The sequence below is a fragment of the Bradyrhizobium sp. USDA 10063 genome (assembly GCF_054063735.1).
The window spans coordinates 8,879,624-8,898,947 of the sequence record NZ_JBSSGP010000002.1 but is presented as its reverse complement, the minus strand read 5'-3'; the positions used below and the strand labels follow the sequence as shown (position 1 = coordinate 8,898,947).

Sequence of the window (19,324 nt, the reverse complement as noted above, 5' to 3'; positions counted from 1 at the left end):
GCAGGGTTGAATTCACCCGAATGCTCGTTGTTGGTCTGGTCGATCTTCGTCGGCCGTGGAGTTCACGCGACGAGGCAGGATTCGAGGATCGAAAGCCCCTCATCCACGATCTCATCCGATGCCGTGAGCGGGACCAAAATCCGAATCGTGTTCGCGGTCGTGCCGCAGGAAAGAAGGATCAGGCCGTTCTGGTGCGCCAGCCTGGTGACCTGACTTGTGGCTTCAGCGTCCGGCTCGCCGCTCCCCCGCTGCTTGAGTACATCGAAGGCGATCATCGCGCCCAATCCGCGAGCCCGGGAAATCGGCAGCAGATGATTGGCCTGTGCGAAGCGGTCGATCGCATCGCGCAGACGAGCGCCGATCTCATTGGCACGTGTGAGAAGGTTTTCTTGTTCGAACACGTCGAGGACCGCAAGCGCAGCCGCGCATGCCAGCGGATGGCCGGCATATGTGCCGCCAAGGCCGCCTGGCTCCGCCGCATCCATGATCGCGGCACGTCCGATCACGCCCGATAGCGGCAAACCACCGGCAAGGCTTTTCGCGACGCAGATAAGGTCTGGCTTGACGTCGTAGTGCTCCATCGCGAACATTTTTCCGGTCCGACCGAATCCGGTCTGAACTTCGTCTGCGATCAGCACGATCCCATTCTCGTCGCAAATGCGGCGCAGTCCACGCATCAGTTCGGGGGGAGCCTGGTGGAAGCCGCCTTCGCCTTGCACGGGCTCGATGATGATCGCGGCTACCTGGGATGCATCGATGTCGGCCTTGAAAATGAAGCCGATATAGCGCAGCGCGTCTTCGACGGTGACCTCGCTGCCACCGATGGGGAATGGCACATGCCACACGCCGGGCAGAGGGGAAACAACACCCTTCTTGTAAGGGACGACTTTCCCCGTCATGACAGACGCAAAAGCGGTGCGCCCGTGAAAGCCTCCGGTGAACGCGATGACCCCGCTGCGGCCGGTTGCCGCACGAGCGATCTTGACCGCATTTTCGGTCGCCTCGGCGCCGGTTGTCAGCAGTATCGACTTCAGCGGCCCGCTGATCGGCGCCAGCGCATTGAGACGCTCCGCGAGTTCAACATAGGAGTCATAGGGGGCGACCTGGAAACACGTGTGCGTAAAGCGATCCAACTGATCGCGAACCGCCTTGATCACCTGCGGATGGCGATGACCGGTGTTGAGAACCGCAATACCACCGGCAAAATCGACGTAACGTCGCCCCTCGACGTCCCACAGCTCGCTGTTGAGTGCCCGGTCAGCGAACACCGGTGTGGCATGACCAACACCACGCACCACCGCAGACTGCCTGCGTGACATCAGTTCGGAGTTTAGCGCCATTCTTACTTCCCCAAGTTGAGGGGACCGTAGTTGGCGCGATCGAACGAACAACCAGTTTTATTATCTCGCTATGGTGACTCCCATGCACCGGTCGGACCGTTCGGTGCGCCGGCCAGCACATTTTGTAACCAATTCCGCAATGCAACAATCGCCGGATCGCGCCAGCGCTCCTTCAAGGCGACCAATTGGTACGTTCCCATATAGACGGAGGTGGAAAGGAGTTCGACCAACGCGCCGCTGCGGAGGTCGTCCTCGACAAGGACGTCGTTGGCGATCGCCACGCCCTGCCCCAGTCGCGCCGCCTCGATGGCCAGGTGCGCATGCCAAAGGCGCTGACCGCCGAGCTGCGGCAAATCGACCAACCCGGCCAGTCGAAACCAGCGCTCCCATTGCTCCGTCGACTCTTCGTGGATCAACGCGATCGAGGCCAAGTCCTTCAGGCTCGTGATGGCGGGATGACGCGCCAGATAGCTCGGGCTCGCCACAGGGAAGACCCTTGGCCGGATCAAGGGCTCGGACGCGAGATCGAGATGCGTAGTGATCACGTCGGCATAGACGATCTCGGCATCCGCCTCACCGCGCGAGAGGTCGGGGTGCGACAATGTCGGCTGCAGATTGACTTCCCATCGGTTTGGTGGGTCCGTCAGTTCGGGAAGCCTCTGCAGCAAACGACGGTTGGCGATGCCGGGAATACACCAGATGTTCAGGGTGGTTCGCGACGGAGGACGCACCGCAACCGTCGCGCGCGCGATAATGTCGAATGCTTGCGATAGCTGCTCATAGAGAAACGCACCTCGTTCGGTCAGCATGACGCCGCGACCTTGGGCCCGGACAAGCGTTACGCCGAGGCTTTCCTGGAGGTTCTGGATGTGACGTGACACGACCGTATGGCTCACCGCCAGCTCGTCGCCAGCGGCACGCATGCTGCCGGTGCGGCCAACAGCTTCAAAAGCTCTCAATGCGATAAGGGATGGAACCCGGGGCCTGGTCATATTGGTGGGTGCAATCAGCGCTTCAATCGCCGGGACTTATGCCCCACCTGAATGTTTTCTTCAATTAGAACAGACACATCGTCGGCCGCCCTGTTCAATAATACACATGGGCGGTCGACGCATTCGCTCCTGGTATCGTTCGCGCTAAGCCTATTCCGGCTGCCTGGGCAGGAAGTCGAGCATGAGACGCGCTATATCGTCGACCTTCTCGTCGAGCGCGAAGTGACCGGCGTCCAGCAGGTGAAGCTCCGCGTCCGGCAGGTCGCGCCTGAACGCCTCCGCACCCGGCGCAATGAAGGATGGATCATAGCGTCCCCACACGATCAGCGTCGGTGGCTTGTGCTCGCGCAGAAACGCCTGCCATGCGGGATAGGAGGCTACGTTCGTGCGATAGTCGTAGAGCAGGTCCGCCTGGATTTCGCGCTGCCCGGGTCGGGACAAGAACGCATACTCATCGGTCCATGTATCGGGATTGTAGCGCTCGGGATTGGGGCTGTTGCCAATGTGACGGACCTTGGCGCCTTCGAGCGAGATGAAGGCGTCGACCTGCTCCGAGTGCGCATCGCGATCGGCCCAATATTGTGCAATGCCGCTCCATTTGGCGCCGAGCCCTTCCCTGTAGGCATTCGCATTCTGGATCACCAGCGCGCGCACCCGCTCGGGATGAGCCATCATGATGCGATAGCCAACCGGACCACCATAGTCCTGCAGGTACAGGACGTAGCGGCTGACCTTGAGCTGCTCGAGCAAGGCGTTGGTGGTCTGAGCGAGATGGTCGAACGTGTAAGCGTAGCGCGAAGGCGGCGGGGCCTCGCTCTGGCCGAACCCCGGATAGTCAGGTGCGATCAGGTGATAGCGCGTGGCAAGAAGCGGAATCAAAGTATCGAACATCCGCGAGGAGGACGGAAAGCCGTGCAACAGCACAATCGTCGGCGCGTCGCTCGGTCCCGCTTCGCGATAGAAGACGCCGACGCCATCCACCTGCGTGCGATGATAGGTGATCGTGGCCGAAGTCGACGGCAGGGCTGCGGCCCGGGCGCCGTGGCCAATCGCAAGCGCGGCGACGGTCGATAGAACGGTTTGGAGCTTCATATTCTCACCTCCAATGCAATTGGCCAACCAGCGACCAAACGCGCGAAGAGACAAGTCCTCTGAGCAGCGATGCGCGACGACGTTTGCCATCGGCATCCCTAAACATCTAGTGCAGGAAGATACAGGTCCAATCTCCATCTTGAAAATTCAAATAATCAGATACGTATCATCTCAGATGGCGATATCGAAATCTCTCCTTGCCGAGATGAGCATTGTCATAGCTGGGCCAATGGAATTTGATCCGCTCGATGCCATATTGAGCTGCATCGCGAGAACAGTTGGAAATCGATACGCCTTCTGTTCGCCGATCCGATGGAAACGTCTGAACTCGGAAAGGCCAGTTCGCAAATCTCGGAGAACAGCGGGATGGCTAAGGCGTACGAAATCATCGATCACAGCTATGACGTGGTGATCGTCGGTGCCGGAGGCGCCGGATTGCGCGCAGCGCTCGGAATGGCATCGTCAGGCCTCAAGACGGCCTGCGTTACGAAGGTCTTTCCAACACGTAGCCACACCGTCGCCGCACAGGGCGGCATGGCCGCGTCGCTCGGAAACATGGGCGATGGCGACGATTGGCGCTTTCACATGTACGACACGGTCAAGGGCTCCGACTGGCTCGGTGATCAGGACGCGATCGAGTACATGTGCCGCGAAGCCGTGCCCGCGGTGCTGGAACTGGAGCACTATGGCGTGCCCTTCTCGCGCATCGGGGATGGTCGGATCTATCAACGTCCCTTTGGCGGCCAGACCATCGGGTACGGAAAGAAGATGGCCCAGCGCACCTGTGCGGCGGCCGATCGGACCGGCCATGCCATCCTGCACACGCTTTATCAGCAGTGCCTGACCCACGGCACGGAGTTCTTCATCGAATATTTCGCGCTGGACCTGCTGATGGATGATGACGGCGCCTGTCGTGGCCTGCTGGCATGGAGCATGGAAGATGGGGCACTCCACCGCTTCAATGCTCACCGCACTGTGCTGGCCACCGGTGGTTACGGCCGCGTCTACTTCTCCTGCACTGCCGCACACACCTGCACCGGCGACGGTAACGCGATGGCCCTGAGGGCCGGATTGCCGCTCGAGGATATGGAATTCACGCAGTTTCACCCGAGCGGCATCTATGGCTCCGGTTGCCTGATCACGGAAGGGGCGCGCGGCGAAGGTGGCTATCTCACCAACGCCGAAGGCGAGCGCTTCATGGAGCGTTATGCGCCGAGCGCGAAGGATCTCGCCGGACGCGACGTTGTCTGCCGCGCAATGACGATTGAGATCAACGAAGGGCGCGGCTGCGGTCCGCACAAGGACTATATCGAACTACATCTGGAGCACCTCGACCCGGAACTCCTGCACACGCGCCTGCCGGGGATCAGCGAGACCGCAAAAATCTTCGCAGGCGTCGACGTCACACGCCAGCCTATACCGGTGTTGCCAACCGTCCACTACAACATGGGCGGAGTTCCGACCAATCTGCATGGCGAAGCCGTCACCTCACGCCACGGCGATCCAGAAACGGTTGTCCCAGGGCTGATGGCGATCGGGGAAGCAGCCTGCGTTTCGGTGCATGGCGCCAACCGCCTCGGCTCCAATTCGCTTCTCGACATCATCGTGTTTGGACGCGCGGCCGCTCACCGAGTGATCGAGACCCTGCGTCCGCTGGAGGGCCATGCACCGGCGCCCGACAAGGCGACCGACCGTGCCATCGCGCGTCTCGATCGCATCAGGTGGTCGAAGGGCAAGACTCGCGCTGGGGACATCAGGCTGGCCATGCAACGGACCATGCAACGCCACTGCGCCGTTTTTCGCACCGGCCCTCTGCTGGACGAAGGTCTGGCAAAGCTTAACGCGGTGACCGCCAGGATGCGGGATGACATTGGCGTGGCCGATCACACGATGATCTTCAATACGGATCTGGCCGAGACACTTGAACTGGACAACATGCTTGCGCAGGCAAGCGTCAGCTTTCGTTCGGCGATCGGCCGCAAGGAAAGCCGCGGTGCCCATGCGCGGGAAGACTTCCCCAAACGCGACGACGAAAACTGGTTGAAACACACTCTGTGCTGGCTCGATGATGATGGCCGCGCGCGGCTCGACTACAGACCCGTGCATCTGCAACCTCTCTCGAACGAGGTGCAGTCAATCCCGCCAAAAGAGCGCGTGTACTAATGTGTCTCGCTAAGGCGTTATTTTGGTGGGCGCCCCAGGGCGGTGACTATGCGACCACGGAGGCGGGCGTGCTTGCGCCGGTCGATGATTCCTTCACAGAAATGATGCATCGTGGAACTCGCTGCAACTAGCGCCCACGACCGCGATTGGCAACGAGCGGCTCACGCTGAATCGCCACCTGTGATAACGCCTCAACAAAGATGGGCTCCCAGGCCCTGATATGATGCCTGAGAAGATTTGTGAGAGCCTCCTCGTTGCCGGCAATCGCAAGCTCAATGATCTGATAGTGCTCCGCGGTGGATTCATTTTGGCGGGCGAGACCTGCACGCGACTTGATGCCGTAGAGTCGCATTTGGTCGCGCAATCCCATCACCAGGTCAGTGAGGCGTGCGTTGTCCGCCGCCGCCGTCAGCAAGCGGTGAAAGCTTCGATCGGATTCGAGATAGAGCCTCAGATCTTCCGTTCGCACCGCACGCGCGATGTCATCGGCAAGGCGATTGAGCCCTTCGAGATTCTTCTTTGGCTTGCGTGCAACGATCGCCGCCGCATGGAGCTCCAGGACTTCGCGGAGATCAAACAGGTTGCGGAGCTCGGTCAAGGTCGGTTCGACCACCTTGAAGCCCCGATTGCGCATGGGTTCGATCAGTCCGCTACGCGTCAATTCCAGCAGCGCCTCCCGCACGGGAGTCGTCGAGATGCCGAGGCTCGTGGCCAGGGACGGCACCGAATACATCGTTCCCGGCATGCTCTGACCGGAAATGATCTCGGCGCGCACCTGCTGCACCACCTGCTCCCGCAAATTCTGCTCCATCCCCCTCTCCCGCTTCGTCGGTTCCAGAGCCCTCCGGTTTAGCAGCGCCGCACAATAAATGCGCTTGACGGAGGATATGCCCACAGATCATGCTGTGTAAAGCGCTACAGTAGCGCGCTATATTAACTTCTCTGTGACACGGTTCTCATTCACGATGGCTGAGCGGATTCCGGGCTATTGCACGCTCTGCCGATCACGGTGCGGCTCGACCATGGTGGTCGCGGATGGCCGGCTGATCAGTGTCGAGCGCCTGGAAGGGCATCCGACCGGCGGAGCGCTTTGCGCGAAGGGCCGCGCCGCACCGGAGATGGTGCATAGTCCGCGCCGCCTGACCAAACCGCTTCGTCGAACCGCGCCGCGAGAAGCTGCCGATCCGGGTTGGACCGAAATTTCCTGGGGCGAGGCTCTGGACGAAATCGTCCAGAAGCTCGGTGACATTCGCAAAGCATCCGGCGCTGAAGCCGTGGCCTTCGCCGTCACCACGCCCAGCGGCACGCCGATGGTCGACAGCTTCGAATGGGTCGAGCGCTTTATCAGGTGCTTCGGCAGTCCGAATCTGATCTACGCGGTCGAAATCTGCGGCTGGCACAAGGACTATGCCCACGCCCTGACTTTCGGCCGCGGCATCGGATTTCCCGACTATGATCGCGCCGACGCCATCGTCCTGTGGGGACACAATCCGGCCCGCACTTGGCTTGCCCAGGCGACACGCATCGCCGATGCGCGACAACGCGGGGCACGCGTCGCGGTCGTCGATCCCAAACCTAACGGATCGGGACAGCAGGCCGACATCTGGCTGCGCATCCGTCCCGGCGCCGACGGGGCCTTGGCCATGGGCGCAATCCGGCATCTGATCGCGACCAGGTCGTTCGATGTGGGCTTCGTGACACGCTGGACCAATGCGCCTTTCCTGGTTGACACCAATACAGGCCGCTTCGTTCGTGCGAGCGAACTCTGGGACGGTCAATCACCGGAAGCCTTCGTCGTGCTGGATCAGTCCGGAGCGGCGCGCGCCCATGATCCCCGCTTTGCGGCTCTCGATCCGACGTGCTGCAGGCTGGATGACCGGACGACGCTCGCCGGGCGCGATGGTCGCGTGATCGCTGCGGCGACCGCCTTCCGTCTGCTGGCTACGGAGGCTGCCCCCTACACGATCGCTCGCGTCGCCGAGGTGACCTGGCTCGAAGAGCGCAACATCGCTGCGTTCTACAGCCTGTTCGAGAACAGCCCGCGCCTCGCCTATCACTCATGGACCGGCGTCGGCCAGCACACCAACGCGACGATGACCGAGCGGGCGATCGCAACGCTCTATGCGCTCACCGGCGCCTGCGACCGGCCCGGCGGCAATGTCTGGCCGGTGCCGCCACCGACGCGGGCCGTCAACGACTATGCCTTGCTCCCGCCGGAGCAGAAGGCCAAAGCGCTCGGCATCGATGAATTGCCGCTCGGGCCTCCAAGCCGCGGATGGATCACGGCACGGGATTTCAGTCGCGCCGTTCTGACGGGCGAGCCCTATCAGGTCCGGGCGTTGATGAGCTTCGGCACGAATCTCGTGGTGTCGCAGGGCCATTCCTCGCGCAACCGCGAGGCGCTGCGCGCTCTCGACTTCCACGTTCATGTCGACATGTTCATGAATCCGACGGCCGAGAATGCGGACATCATCCTGCCGGCCAATATGCCGTGGGAGCGGGACGCCCTCAAAATCGGTTTCGAGATCACGCAGGAGGCCGTCGAGACGATACAGTTCCGTCCACAGATGCTTCCACGTCTCGGCGAGTGCAAATCAGACTATGAAATCGCGGCCGAACTTGCCGTCAGGCTGGGCCTGGCAAACGAATTCTTCGGCGGCGATATCCAGGCCGGCTGGAACTATCAGCTCGCGCCGCTTGGCGTGACGGTCGACGAGCTGCGCCGGCACCCCGAGGGGATGCGTTTCCCTCAGCCCTTCCGTCATGAAAAATACGCCTTGCAGCAGGCGGACGGCACGATCGCAGGCTTTGCCACGCCCACCCGCCGTGTCGAGATCTATTCGGAATTGATGCTCGATCATGGCTATGCGCCGCTGCCGAACCATGTCGAGCCCGCCGAAAGCCCGCTTGCGGACACCGGCGACAATCGCTTCCCACTGGTGCTCACCACGGCCAAGAGCGGCTGGTTCGTGCACAGCTCACACCGCCATGTCGCCTCGCTTCGCAGAAAAACGCCCGATCCCGCGATCGAGATCAACGCAACGCTCGCGGCGGGGCGCGGTCTTGAGGATGGCGACTGGGCGATCGTCGAGACGTCAACGGGAGAAGTCCGGCTGCGCGTGCGCCTGAACGAATCTCTCGACGATCGCGTCGCCATCGCCGAGTTCGGCTGGTGGGAGGATTGTCCACCGCTGGGCCACGACGCGACGAGCCCCGCCGAATCTCCGACATCGAACATGAACGACGGCTTGAGCGACGTCACGCGCGATCCGGTCAGCGGCTCGGTGCCGCTGCGTGCGATACGTTGCGACATTCGCAAGGACGAGATCGCGAACCGTGGCCGCTGGGTCGGCCGGCGCGCTTTCTCGGTCGCCGCCGTTCGGAGCGAGTCCGACGATGTCGTCGCGCTCGAGCTCGCCCCGCTCGACGGCGGCGCGCTTCCCGCATTCCGGCCGGGACAACACGTCATGCTGAGCCTGCCGGGGATCGATGTGACCCGGGCCTATTCGCTGACCGGTCATGACGGCCAGGATATCCTGTCGGTCGCAATAAAGAAACAGCGTTCCGACGATGCCGCCCTCACCTGCGACACCGGCCATCTTTCCGCTCACATCCATCGTCTGACCGTCGGTGATCAAGTCCGGATCGAGGCACCGAGGGGAATTTTCACTCCACCGCTGACGGGACCCCGGCCTCTCATTTTCCTCGCGGCCGGCATCGGCATTACACCCTTTATGAGCCACCTTGAGGCGCTGGCGAAACGCAGGCCGGCGGAGCGCATCGCCAAGGTGCTTCTGCTCTATGGTTGTCGCAACGGCGGCGAACATCCCTTTGCGCGCCGGCTGCGAGAGCTTGCAGAGCTGCTGCCGGAGCTTGATCTCGTCACGGCCTTTTCAGCCCCGCGCGCGCAAGATCGCTGCCCGGAGGACTATGATTATGCGGGCCGGCTGGACCTGTCGGCGATTGACCCGCTGCTGCCGCAAAGGCCTCTTTCCTATCTTTGCGGCTCGCCAGACTTCACGACATCAATGACTGCGCGGCTGGTGGACCGGGGCATGCCGCGCTTCGACGTGTTTACGGAGGCTTTCGCATCACCGCCAATCGTGCCGCGGACCTTGACGCCACAGACCGTTCACGTCGTCGGTACCGACAAGAGCTTTATCTGGTCGCCCGAACTCGGAACCCTTCTCGATGCCGCGCAGGCGGCAGGGCTGTCTCTTCCCAGCGGTTGCCGTGTCGGGCAATGCGAGAGCTGCGCCATGCGCATCGTCAAGGGCGACGTCGCACGACTCGGCGGTGACGATGGCGCAACGGACCAGTGCCTGACCTGCCAGGCCGTTCCTCTCTCCGAACTCACGCTCGCGCTCTGACCGGCAATGATGAAACGAAGGCAACACCGACACGACAATGGGGGCTGCAATGACCGACGCTACGAATAGAAATTCCTTTCCGGACAAAATGCCGATGCAAGCCAACCTGCTTGCGAGGTTCTCGCAGCATATGGTCGCCTTCGCCGAGCGTTGGTTTCCGGATGCTTATGTGTTCGTCCTGATTGCCGTGGTCGTGATCGCGCTCGGCACCATCGTGCATGGCGGCTCACCGCTTGCAGTCAGCCGCGCCTTCGGCGACGGCTTCTGGAATCTCATTCCGTTCACGATGCAAATGGCACTGGTGGCGATCGGGGGCTATGTCGTCGCCATGTCGCCACCTGTCGCTGCGGTGCTGCGGCGGCTGGCTGCCGTGCCCTCCACCGCACGCGGCGCGGTGGTCTTCGTCGGCGTGCTCAGTATCGTTCTGTCGCTGCTGAACTGGGGTCTCAGCCTGATTTTTTCCGGCCTGTTGGTGCGCGAAATCGCGCGGCGCAAAGACATCAAGCTGGACTATCGTGCGGCCGGCGCGGCCGGCTACCTCGGGCTGGGCTGCGGTTTCACGCTCGGCATCACCTCATCGGCCGCCCAGCTTCAAGCCAATGCGGCCAGCATTCCGAGCTCGCTGTTGCCGATCACCGGTGTCATCGGCTTCTCCGAGACGATCCTGACGTGGCAGAATCTGGTCACGACGTTGCTTGTAACCGCGCTGTCGGCAGTGATCTGTTACCTGACGGCGCCAAATCCGATGCTGGTCAAGACCGCTGAGGACCTTGGAGTGTCTCTGGACGACGACCGTATCGAGCCGAAGAAACCGGCGCGGCCCGGCGACTTTCTCGAGTTCAGCCCCATTCTGACGATCTTGATCGTCGTGCTGGCGCTGGGCTGGCTCTGGCAGACCTTTCAATCCGGCAATCCGCTGATCACTCTGTCAGGCCTGAATACCTACAATTTCGTGTTTCTGGTGCTCGGCATCCTCCTGCATTGGCGTCCGCGCAGCCTGCTCGAGGCTTTTTCCAAGGCGATGCCAAGCGTTTCGGGCGTGCTGTTGCAGTTTCCTTTCTACGCCGGCATCGCCCAGATGCTGACCAAGGTGCCAAATAGCAGCGGTGCCACGCTGTCAGACACTATCGCGCACTGGTTCGTGGACGCGTCAGCCAATTCGACCGTCTTCTCGTTCCTGGTCGGAGTCTATTCCGCGGTGCTTGGCTTCTTCATTCCGTCGGCCGGTGGCAAATGGATCATCGAGGCCCCTTACATCATGAAGGCGGCCAATGAGATCGGCGCTCATTTGGGCTGGACCGTGATGGTCTACAACATCGCGGAGACGCTGCCGAACTTCATCAACCCATTCTGGATGCTTCCTCTGCTCGGCATACTCGGGTTGAAGTCAAAAGACCTGATCGGCTACACCTCGGTACAATTCTTCGTGCATTTCCCGATCGTCATGATCGTTGCGGCAATCCTGATGACAACGTTCACCTACCACGCGCCAATCCTTCCCTGATCAAATCGCTGGGCCGGGCGAACTGACCCGCCGGGACGACCGCATTGGCGTCCCGGCCGTGCCCTTGTCCGTCATTCCGGAGCGCGACGTCGACCTGGTTCGGCAATCCCGAAACCAGACGTCACGCGAGGCCCGGGACGCAAATTCCTGCGACAAGAAAGCCATGACCGAGATACGATCGCCGCAGACCATTGATGCAGAGGAGGCAACGCGCCTTCTCCCGATGGATGAATTGATCCGGCACCTGCGCACCTCCTTTGTCAGGGGTTGCACGGTTCCCCCGCGACATCATCATACGATTCCAGTTCCGGGCGAACCGGACGCGACCTTATTGCTGATGCCTTCATGGCAGCAGAAATCGGAAAGTGATGACCTGCTTGGAATCAAGCTGGTCGCCGTATTCCCGGGCAACGCCGCGCGCAAGATGCCGGCGTTGACATCGGTTTATCTGTTGTTCGATAGCGGCACCGGTGCGCAACTCGCGACGATCGCAGGTGACGTCCTTACCGCCCGGCGAACCGCGGCGACGTCAGCGCTCGCGGCGTCCTATCTGGCGCGCGAAGACGCGACCAACCTGCTTGTTCTCGGCTCCGGTCGGGTCGCGAGCCTTTTGCCGGAAGCTTATCGGGCCGTCCGCGACATTCGCCGGATCAGCGTGTGGAACGTCAATGCCGACAGCGCCTCGCGGATGGTGGATCGCCTACGCGAAACGGGACTGGATGCCATGGCCGTCTCCGATCTTGAACACGCCGTCAGGACGGCGGACATCGTCACGTCGGCCACTCTGGCAACGTCGCCCCTGATCAGGGGCGAATGGCTGCAGGCCGGCATACATGTTGATCTCATCGGCGCCTTCACGCCGGCGATGCGGGAATCGGATGACGAAGCAGTCAAGCGTTCCGCTATATTCGTGGATACCTATGAGGCGGCGCATGAGGCCGGTGATCTCGTCCACCCAATCGAAGCGGGAATTCTGTCACGTCAGGACTTGAAGGCGTCGCTTGCCGAACTCTGCAGCGGAGCCGTTCACGGGCGACGATCGCGCGACGACATCACCATGTTCAAGGCAGTCGGAACCGCTCTGGCGGATCTTGCCGCCGCAGGTTTGGCGTACGAAGCCCGCATGAAGCGCGTTGGCCATGGCGCGCAAGCGCTGAAATTCGAATCAGGATGAAGCTTTTCTCCGCGACTACTGGATGCATATCGAGCCGCGTCAGACCGCTTGTCCCCTCGCTACTCCCGAACCAAAGGCACGAACCGGACAGGCGCTACGATCGTCGTTGTGGCCGTTCCGTCGGCCTGTTTTGCCAATACCATAAGCTCCTGCTCGAAGCCGCCAACCGGGATGACCATGCGGCCACCCGGCCTCAATTGCGCGACCAGCAAAGGTGGAACGTGGTTGGGGGCCGCCGTCACGATGATGGCATCGAAGGGCGCATGCTCCGCCCAGCCATGGTAGCCATCGCCGATTTTCGTCGAAACGTTGCTGTAGCCCAGACGTTCGAGGTTGGCACCGGCTATTTTGCCGAGCTCCGGCACGATCTCGATCGTGTATACCTCGCGCGCGAGCACAGACAGAATCACCGCCTGGTAGCCCGATCCGGTGCCCACCTCCAGGACCTTATCCGTCTTCGCCAGTTGCAGCAGTTCTGTCATTAGCGCGACGATGACCGGTTGTGAGATCGTCTGGCCATGGCCTATCGGGAGCGGAGTGTTTCTGTAAGCGGCTGACCTGTGCGCGAGGGGCACGAACTCGTGTCGCGGTACCTCGATCATTGCGGCGCGCACACTTGGACTGAGCCGAGTCACACTGATCGTGCGCGCGGCCGAGCCGAGCATTGCATCGATCTGCTCGACCATCCGCTGGCGATCGGCGGCGTCTTGCTGCGCCGTGAAAGCCGCAACCGGCACGGCGCTGGTCAAGATCCCGGCGTTGACCAGTATAGCGAATACCCCAAACGATAGGGCTTGTGGCGGCCACAACCTCATAGTTCGCCCATCGTTATCAGCTTTCGCGCGAGACCCTGCGCCGATTTTTCCGGTCGTCAAGTCTGCTGAACCTGAAACATTATCAGTCAGTCTTGCTGACCAATGTGGGGCGTCACGAGGCGATGCCCCCTCGCGACGAACCGGACTTGAAAGCGATCTTGCCGGGAGCAAATTCCGTAGAAGATTCTTTGAACGGCGGCGGTATGTTCAAAGTCCGAGGATAACAGGAGTCCCACTCCATTAGCATTCCTGTGGATGAGAAACGAAATGAGCGCTGCCTGGATACGGCAATCGACGAGGAGCCGAAACATAGCAAGAAGCGAGGGAGGAAAACGATGGCTGCCAAGGATGTCAAATTCTCAACCGAGGCACGTGAAAAGATGCTGCGCGGCATCGACGTTCTGGCGAACGCCGTGAAGGTCACGCTCGGCCCCAAAGGGCGCAACGTCGTTCTTGACAAGCCGTTCGGTGCGCCGCGCATCACCAAGGACGGCGTCACCGTCGCGAAAGAGATCGAACTGGAGGACAAGTTCGAGAACATGGGCGCGCAGATGGTGCGCGAGGTCGCCTCCAAGACAAGCGACATCGCAGGCGACGGCACCACGACCGCGACCGTGCTGGCGGAGGCCATCGTCAAGGAAGGCGCCAAGTCGGTCGCCGCGGGGATGAACCCGATGGATCTGAAGCGCGGCATCGATCTTGCGGTGGATGCGATTGTTCGCGACCTGAAGACTCACGCCAGGAAGGTCACCGCCAACGAGGAAATCGCCCAGGTCGCCACGATCTCCGCCAATGGCGATGCCGAGATCGGCAAGTTTTTGGCTGATGCCATGAAGAAGGTCGGCAATGAGGGTGTCATCACGGTGGAAGAGGCCAAGAGCCTCAACACCGAGCTCGAGGTGGTCGAGGGCATGCAGTTCGACCGCGGCTATGTCTCGCCCTATTTTGTTACCAATGCCGAGAAGATGCGGGTCGAGCTCGAGGATGCCTATATCCTGATCCACGAGAAAAAACTGTCCGTGCTGCAGAGCTTGCTGCCGCTGCTTGAAGCCGTGGTGCAATCGGGCAAGCCGCTTCTGATCATCGCCGAGGATGTCGAGGGCGAGGCGCTGGCGACACTTGTCGTCAACAAGCTGCGTGGCGGCCTGAAGGTCGCTGCCGTCAAGGCACCGGGATTTGGCGATCGGCGCAAGGCGATGCTGGAGGACATCGCGGTGCTGACCGCCGGCACAATGATCGCCGAAGATCTCGGCATCAAGCTCGAAAACGTCACGCTTAACATGCTCGGGCGCGCCAAGAAGATCGTGGTCGAGAAGGAGAACACGACCATCGTCGATGGCGGCGGCGCAAAAAAGGACATCGAAGGCCGGATCACGCAGATCAAGGCGCAGATCGAGGAGACCACCTCCGATTACGACCGAGAGAAGCTGCAGGAACGCCTGGCAAAACTCGCTGGTGGCGTCGCGGTGATCCGCGTCGGTGGCGCGACCGAGATCGAGGTGAAGGAACGCAAGGACCGCGTCGACGATGCGCTGCATGCAACCCGCGCAGCGGTGGAGGAAGGCATCCTGCCCGGCGGCGGGGTTGCGCTGCTCAGAGCGCAGAAGGCGCTCAAGGGCATCAAGACCACCAGCTCTGACCAAAAGGCGGGCGTCGACATCGTACGCCGCGCGCTCCAGGCGCCGGCACGCCAGATCGTGGAAAATGCTGGCGAGGACGGTTCGCTGGTGGTCGCAAGGCTGCTCGAGAACGAGGACTACAATTGGGGCTTCAATGCCGCGACCGGTGAATATCAGGATCTGGTCAAGGCCGGCGTGATCGATCCGGCAAAGGTCGTCCGCACCGCGCTGCAGGATGGCGCCTCGATTGCTTCGCTTCTGGTCACGACCGAAGCCCTCGTCGCCGAAAAGAAGAAGCCGGACGCACATGCGCCAGCCACGCCGCCGATGGATTTCTGAGAAGCGCGCCTAAGCCGGCCTGCATCAGCGGCTCGGCAAGCCGGCTACAGCATCCTTGAGGCCGACTCCGCTGATGCCTGTTGTCAGCATATCCAAGACCAACGACACCACGGTGTCCACCGCGCTGTCGACACTCAGCCCGCCACCACGGATATTGGAGACGCAGTTTCTCCTTGAATCAGGCGTACCCACCTTCGGCGAGTAAGTGACGTAAGCCCCTAGACTATCGGCCGCCGAAAGGCCGGGCCGCTCTCCGATGAGCATGACCGATATCCGGGCACGAATGATCTCCGCGACGGGATCGCCGAGCGCGACGCGCGCGCGCGACGCCAAAATCAGCGGCGCGATCGAAAGCCGCCGTGACGAAAGACGTTCGACGAGCGCTCGCACCAACGGCACGGCGTTGACGTCGATGGCGCTGGCCGACAATCCGTCCGCCACGACGATCACGACGTCGCAATCTGGCGGGACACCGGCCAGGCGTTCCACCGATTGCCGAGAAAGTTTCCGGCCCAGATCAGGTCGTCGGATATAGGCGCCGCGATCCCCTGCCTCGCTTTCGACGTCGATCGTTCCGAGCTTCAGATCAGCGAGGTTGGCCCGGAGCAAAGCCCAATCGACCCCAGACCACACAGCCTGACGCGCGCGCGCATGATCGAGGAGGAACGATTGCGCCGCCCGCGTCGGCAGTCCGGCACCGAATCGACCGAGGAGCACACGCGCTTCCGTCATCTGCCGCAAATCGACCGACCCTGCCCTCTCCCTTTCCAGATCATTCTTCGACACGTCACGCTCCGAGCAGCCTGGCATCCGCCATGTAGTCAGCGAGCTTCGGCGGCGCATCCAGCAGGCGGCCGCCCACGTCGGTCAATCCGATATCCACCAGCCATCGCTCGAACTCCGGCGCCGGCGGCCGCTTCAGGATTTCGCGGCAGTAGACTGCGTCGTGATGCGCGAGCGACTGGTAGTTCAGCATCACATCGTCAGCACCGGGAACGGTGATGACGAAGTTGACATTGGCCGCGCAAAGCAGCGTCAGCAGCGCATCCATGTCCTCCTGGTCGGCATCCGCGTGGTTGGTATAGCAGACGTCAACGCCCATCGGTAAGCCGAGCAGCTTTCCGCAGAAGTGATCCTCCAGGCCGGCCCGAATGATCTGCTTGCCGTTGAAGAGATACTCCGGACCAATGAATCCGACCACGGTATTGACGAGCAGCGGCTTGAACTCGCGCGCGACCGCATAGGCGCGCGCTTCCATGGTCTGCTGATCGATTCCGAAATTCGCCTCAGCGGAAAGTGCTGCGCCCTGCCCGGTCTCGAAGTACATCAAGTTCGCATCAATCGCGCCGCGCCCGAGGCTGCGCACGGCCTCATGAGCCTCCTTGAGCAGCGCCAGATTGACGCCGAAGCCGTCATTGGCCTTCTGCGATCCGGCGATTGACTGGAACACGAGATCCACCGGCGCCTTCGCCGCGATTGCCTTGATGGCTGTCGTGACATGGCCCAGGCAGCATGTTTGCGTCGGAATCGAAAGGCGCATGCGCAGTTCGTCCAGGAGTGAAACGATGCGCACATAGTCTTCTACGGTGTCCGTCGCCGGGTTTACCCCGATCACTGCGTCGCCCGATCCCATGAGAAGTCCATCGATGGCGGAAGCGGCGATGCCGTAGGAGTCATCGGTCGGATGGTTTGGCTGATTGCGCGTCGAGAGCCGTCCCTTCAGTCCGATCGTCGAGCGGAAGCGGGTGACAACCTCCCGCTTGGAGGCCACGGAGATCAGGTCCTGCAACCGCATGATCTTGGAGACACCAGCCACCATCTCGGGCGTCAGGCCGAACGTCACCGCCTCGAGTTGCCGCTGGCCCGTTTCCGGCTTGAGAAGCCATTCGCGGAATTCGCCGACGGTCAGCGACGAGATGATCCCGAAAGCCGCCTGGTCATGTTGATCGATAATCAAGCGCGAGACTTCGTCGCTGTCGGCCGGGATCAATTCCTCGGCAAGGAACGCCTTGAGAGGCACGTCGGCAAGCGCCATTTGTGCGGCAAGCCGCTCGACCGGACCGTCCGCGGCGATGCCGGCAAGCTGGTCGCCCGACCGCTCGGGCGTCGCCTTGGCCAAGAGATCCTTGAGGTCGGCGAAACTGAAGACCGTCTGCTCGATCGTCGTCTTGTAGGGCATGACCGTTTGCTATCGGTTGATGAGTGCCAGCGCTTCCGCGTGAAGTTTCGGCGTGGCGGTCGCCAGCACGCGTCCGTCGGAGCGAATTGAAAGTGGACTTCCCCCCCAGTCGGTGATGCAACCTCCCGCGCCCTGCACGATCGGGACCAGGGCCATATAGTCATATGGCTGCAATCCTACTTCGAGAACGATGTCGCAATGTCCCGACGCAAGCAGACCGTAGATGTAGCAGTCGCCGCCGAAGCGCCGCAACTTGGCGGATTTCGAAAGTCGCTCGAACTCCGCTGCATCCTCGTTTACGAACATATCGGGCGACGTCGTATAGAAACGGGCCTCCGCGAGGGTTTCGCAAGCGCTCGTTCGGGCCAGTCTGCCGCCGAACAACGACAGGCCGGGCTTCGCCATCCACCGCTCGCCGGTAGCCGGGACGTCGATCAAACCACAGAAAGGCTGCTCCTCATGGGTCAGCGAGATCAGCGTGCCGAACAAGGGGAAGCCGGTGATGAAGCTCTTGGTGCCGTCGATCGGGTCGATGATCCAGGTGAAGGCGTTGCCGCGCTTGACCCCAATCTCCTCACCGATGATGCCATGATCGGGAAAGCGCGCCTCGATCTGTTCCCTGAGACGCAGCTCGACGGTTCGATCGGCAATCGTCACCGGACTCGCATCGGACTTGGAGATGACGTCGAGCGGCGTGCGAAAATAGGACAGCACGATCGGCCTGACCATATCAGCGAGCTCGGCAGCGAAGGAAAGGTAGACGTCTGCGTCGTCTACCGCGACGGCAAGTTGGACCATCACAGCGCCTTCAGGAATGACGGCCAGCGCGGGTCGTAGATGATGGAACGCGCACGCATGTGCTTCCATATGCCGTATTTGTAGAAGTCGAAATCCAAGGTCGAGATCCGGTTTTGCACCATCGCCCAGGTGCTCCACTTGATGTCGGCGAGCGCCTTGTGGACGATGAAGCGCGCGTGCCGTCGCTTGTCATAGCGGCCGAAATACTCCTCGATGATTTCGTGCTCGACATCCTCCGAGAAAAAGTGCTCGCTGCTCCAGATTGCCAGGTCATAGAGCCGTTCGTTGTTGGATGCATATTCGAAGTCGATCAGCTTGATCGACTTGTCTTCCCCGACCAGGAAGTTCCCCGGCATCGGATCATTGAAGCAGGGCACGAGATCGAGCCCCGATGCCTCAAGAGCCGCCCGGGCCTGCTGGTACTGACGGTAGAGCCAGGCATGATCCTCGGGCCAGTAGCCGCCGAGCTTCTTCACCTGCTCATAATGCTCCTCGATCATGTCGAACACGGTCTTGGTCAGCGGCAGCGGCGGCGCCTCGTGCAAGCGGCGATACATCGTGACCACGGTGGCGCGAAACGCCGGGTCGACGAAGTCGCGATGGGTGGAAGCCCGCCGGTCGTCAAGGAATTCGGAAACCTCAATGTCAAGATGATCGAGGAAATCGAACGTCCGCGGTCCGACATTCATTGCTTCCGCCTGTTTGCTGGCCGCCCGCGCCGCGTTGCGATCGATGAACATCTCGGTGCCGCGCCCGGGTATCTTGACAAAGTATTGGGTAGGGTGGCCGTCGACCCGCACCAGGAAATTGGTATTGCTGATGCCGCCGGAGACCGGCTGATAGGACAGGCGGTTACCCTTCCAAGCCTCCACCTGGACTATGGCCGCCTCAAGCGCCCGCTCTGCGTCTGACCTAGCCGCACCGATTTCAAGCATGACC

General features: G+C 61.6%; 14 protein-coding genes. 5 read left to right on the top strand and 9 right to left on the bottom strand.

Going from position 1 to position 19,324, the window contains the following annotated elements:
* Nucleotides 1-62 precede the first annotated feature (62 nt).
* The 3 genes from gabT to ACVJGD_RS43470 form a co-directional block, all read right to left on the bottom strand.
* Nucleotides 63-1,340 carry a 4-aminobutyrate--2-oxoglutarate transaminase gene (gene gabT / locus ACVJGD_RS43480; protein WP_456640573.1) on the bottom strand — a complete coding sequence of 426 codons (1,278 nt, stop codon included), beginning with the start codon at nt 1,338-1,340 and terminating at the stop codon, nt 63-65.
* A gap of 68 nt (nt 1,341-1,408) precedes the next feature.
* Complete coding sequence (locus tag ACVJGD_RS43475; protein ID WP_456639828.1) at nt 1,409-2,332, bottom strand: LysR substrate-binding domain-containing protein; 924 nt, start codon at nt 2,330-2,332, stop codon at nt 1,409-1,411.
* A 150-nt stretch (nt 2,333-2,482) separates the two neighbouring features.
* Entirely contained in the window at nt 2,483-3,424 is a 942-nt protein-coding gene (locus ACVJGD_RS43470; RefSeq protein ID WP_456639827.1) for an alpha/beta fold hydrolase, read from the bottom strand.
* Nucleotides 3,425-3,736: 312 nt separating this feature from the next.
* Here ACVJGD_RS43470 and sdhA point away from each other — a divergent pair, with 312 nt between their 5' ends.
* Nucleotides 3,737-5,587: a succinate dehydrogenase flavoprotein subunit gene (sdhA, locus tag ACVJGD_RS43465; protein ID WP_456639826.1), complete on the top strand. Its 1,851-nt coding sequence runs from the start codon at nt 3,737-3,739 to the stop codon at nt 5,585-5,587.
* 127 nt (nt 5,588-5,714) lie between these two features.
* Here sdhA and ACVJGD_RS43460 read toward each other — a convergent pair whose 3' ends face one another.
* Entirely contained in the window at nt 5,715-6,398 is a 684-nt protein-coding gene (locus ACVJGD_RS43460; RefSeq protein ID WP_456639825.1) for a GntR family transcriptional regulator, read from the bottom strand.
* 154 nt (nt 6,399-6,552) lie between these two features.
* Between ACVJGD_RS43460 and ACVJGD_RS43455 the strand changes: the two genes are divergently transcribed.
* The 3 genes from ACVJGD_RS43455 (at nt 6,553) to lhpI (ending at nt 12,635) form a co-directional block, all read left to right on the top strand.
* Nucleotides 6,553-9,957: a molybdopterin-dependent oxidoreductase gene (locus ACVJGD_RS43455; protein WP_456639824.1), complete on the top strand. Its 3,405-nt coding sequence runs from the start codon at nt 6,553-6,555 to the stop codon at nt 9,955-9,957.
* A 49-nt stretch (nt 9,958-10,006) separates the two neighbouring features.
* Entirely contained in the window at nt 10,007-11,461 is a 1,455-nt protein-coding gene (locus tag ACVJGD_RS43450) for a short-chain fatty acid transporter (RefSeq protein WP_456639823.1), read from the top strand.
* Between the two features lie 163 nt (nt 11,462-11,624).
* Entirely contained in the window at nt 11,625-12,635 is a 1,011-nt protein-coding gene (gene lhpI / locus ACVJGD_RS43445; protein ID WP_456639822.1) for a bifunctional Delta(1)-pyrroline-2-carboxylate/Delta(1)-piperideine-2-carboxylate reductase, read from the top strand.
* A gap of 59 nt (nt 12,636-12,694) precedes the next feature.
* Here lhpI and ACVJGD_RS43440 read toward each other — a convergent pair whose 3' ends face one another.
* Nucleotides 12,695-13,384 carry a protein-L-isoaspartate(D-aspartate) O-methyltransferase gene (locus ACVJGD_RS43440; protein ID WP_456639821.1) on the bottom strand — a complete coding sequence of 230 codons (690 nt, stop codon included), beginning with the start codon at nt 13,382-13,384 and terminating at the stop codon, nt 12,695-12,697.
* Between the two features lie 401 nt (nt 13,385-13,785).
* Between ACVJGD_RS43440 and groL the strand changes: the two genes are divergently transcribed.
* Entirely contained in the window at nt 13,786-15,408 is a 1,623-nt protein-coding gene (groL, locus tag ACVJGD_RS43435) for a chaperonin GroEL (protein ID WP_456639820.1), read from the top strand.
* Nucleotides 15,409-15,432: 24 nt separating this feature from the next.
* Here the strand turns inward: groL and eutC are convergent, their stop codons facing one another.
* Genes eutC through ACVJGD_RS43415 form a run of 4 tightly spaced genes read right to left on the bottom strand, consistent with a single transcriptional unit; the run spans nt 15,433 to nt 19,320 of the window.
* Nucleotides 15,433-16,194: an ethanolamine ammonia-lyase subunit EutC gene (eutC, locus tag ACVJGD_RS43430; RefSeq protein ID WP_456639819.1), complete on the bottom strand. Its 762-nt coding sequence runs from the start codon at nt 16,192-16,194 to the stop codon at nt 15,433-15,435.
* Between the two features lies 1 nt (nt 16,195).
* Nucleotides 16,196-17,587: an ethanolamine ammonia-lyase subunit EutB gene (locus ACVJGD_RS43425; protein WP_456639818.1), complete on the bottom strand. Its 1,392-nt coding sequence runs from the start codon at nt 17,585-17,587 to the stop codon at nt 16,196-16,198.
* A gap of 9 nt (nt 17,588-17,596) precedes the next feature.
* Nucleotides 17,597-18,385 (bottom strand): histidinol-phosphatase, encoded by a 789-nt coding sequence (gene hisN / locus ACVJGD_RS43420; protein ID WP_456639817.1) that lies wholly within the window; start codon nt 18,383-18,385, stop codon nt 17,597-17,599.
* A complete protein-coding gene (locus ACVJGD_RS43415) occupies nt 18,385-19,320 on the bottom strand; it encodes a phosphotransferase (protein WP_456639816.1) in 936 nt (311 codons plus the stop codon). Before ACVJGD_RS43415 ends, hisN begins: the two co-directional genes overlap by 1 nt.
* Between the last annotated feature and the right edge of the window lie 4 nt (nt 19,321-19,324).

Excerpts from the sequence above, each read along its gene's own strand:
- gabT (WP_456640573.1), bottom strand. The coding sequence starts at position 1,340 with ATGGCGCTAAACTCCGAACTGATGTCACGCAGGCAGTCTGCGGTGGTG.
- ACVJGD_RS43475 (WP_456639828.1), bottom strand. The coding sequence starts at position 2,332 with ATGACCAGGCCCCGGGTTCCATCCCTTATCGCATTGAGAGCTTTTGAA.
- ACVJGD_RS43470 (WP_456639827.1), bottom strand. The coding sequence starts at position 3,424 with ATGAAGCTCCAAACCGTTCTATCGACCGTCGCCGCGCTTGCGATTGGC.
- sdhA (WP_456639826.1), top strand. The coding sequence starts at position 3,737 with ATGGAAACGTCTGAACTCGGAAAGGCCAGTTCGCAAATCTCGGAGAAC.
- ACVJGD_RS43460 (WP_456639825.1), bottom strand. The coding sequence starts at position 6,398 with ATGGAGCAGAATTTGCGGGAGCAGGTGGTGCAGCAGGTGCGCGCCGAG.
- ACVJGD_RS43455 (WP_456639824.1), top strand. The coding sequence starts at position 6,553 with ATGGCTGAGCGGATTCCGGGCTATTGCACGCTCTGCCGATCACGGTGC.
- ACVJGD_RS43450 (WP_456639823.1), top strand. The coding sequence starts at position 10,007 with ATGACCGACGCTACGAATAGAAATTCCTTTCCGGACAAAATGCCGATG.
- lhpI (WP_456639822.1), top strand. The coding sequence starts at position 11,625 with ATGACCGAGATACGATCGCCGCAGACCATTGATGCAGAGGAGGCAACG.
- groL (WP_456639820.1), top strand. The coding sequence starts at position 13,786 with ATGGCTGCCAAGGATGTCAAATTCTCAACCGAGGCACGTGAAAAGATG.
- ACVJGD_RS43425 (WP_456639818.1), bottom strand. The coding sequence starts at position 17,587 with ATGCCCTACAAGACGACGATCGAGCAGACGGTCTTCAGTTTCGCCGAC.
- hisN (WP_456639817.1), bottom strand. The coding sequence starts at position 18,385 with ATGGTCCAACTTGCCGTCGCGGTAGACGACGCAGACGTCTACCTTTCC.
- ACVJGD_RS43415 (WP_456639816.1), bottom strand. The coding sequence starts at position 19,320 with ATGCTTGAAATCGGTGCGGCTAGGTCAGACGCAGAGCGGGCGCTTGAG.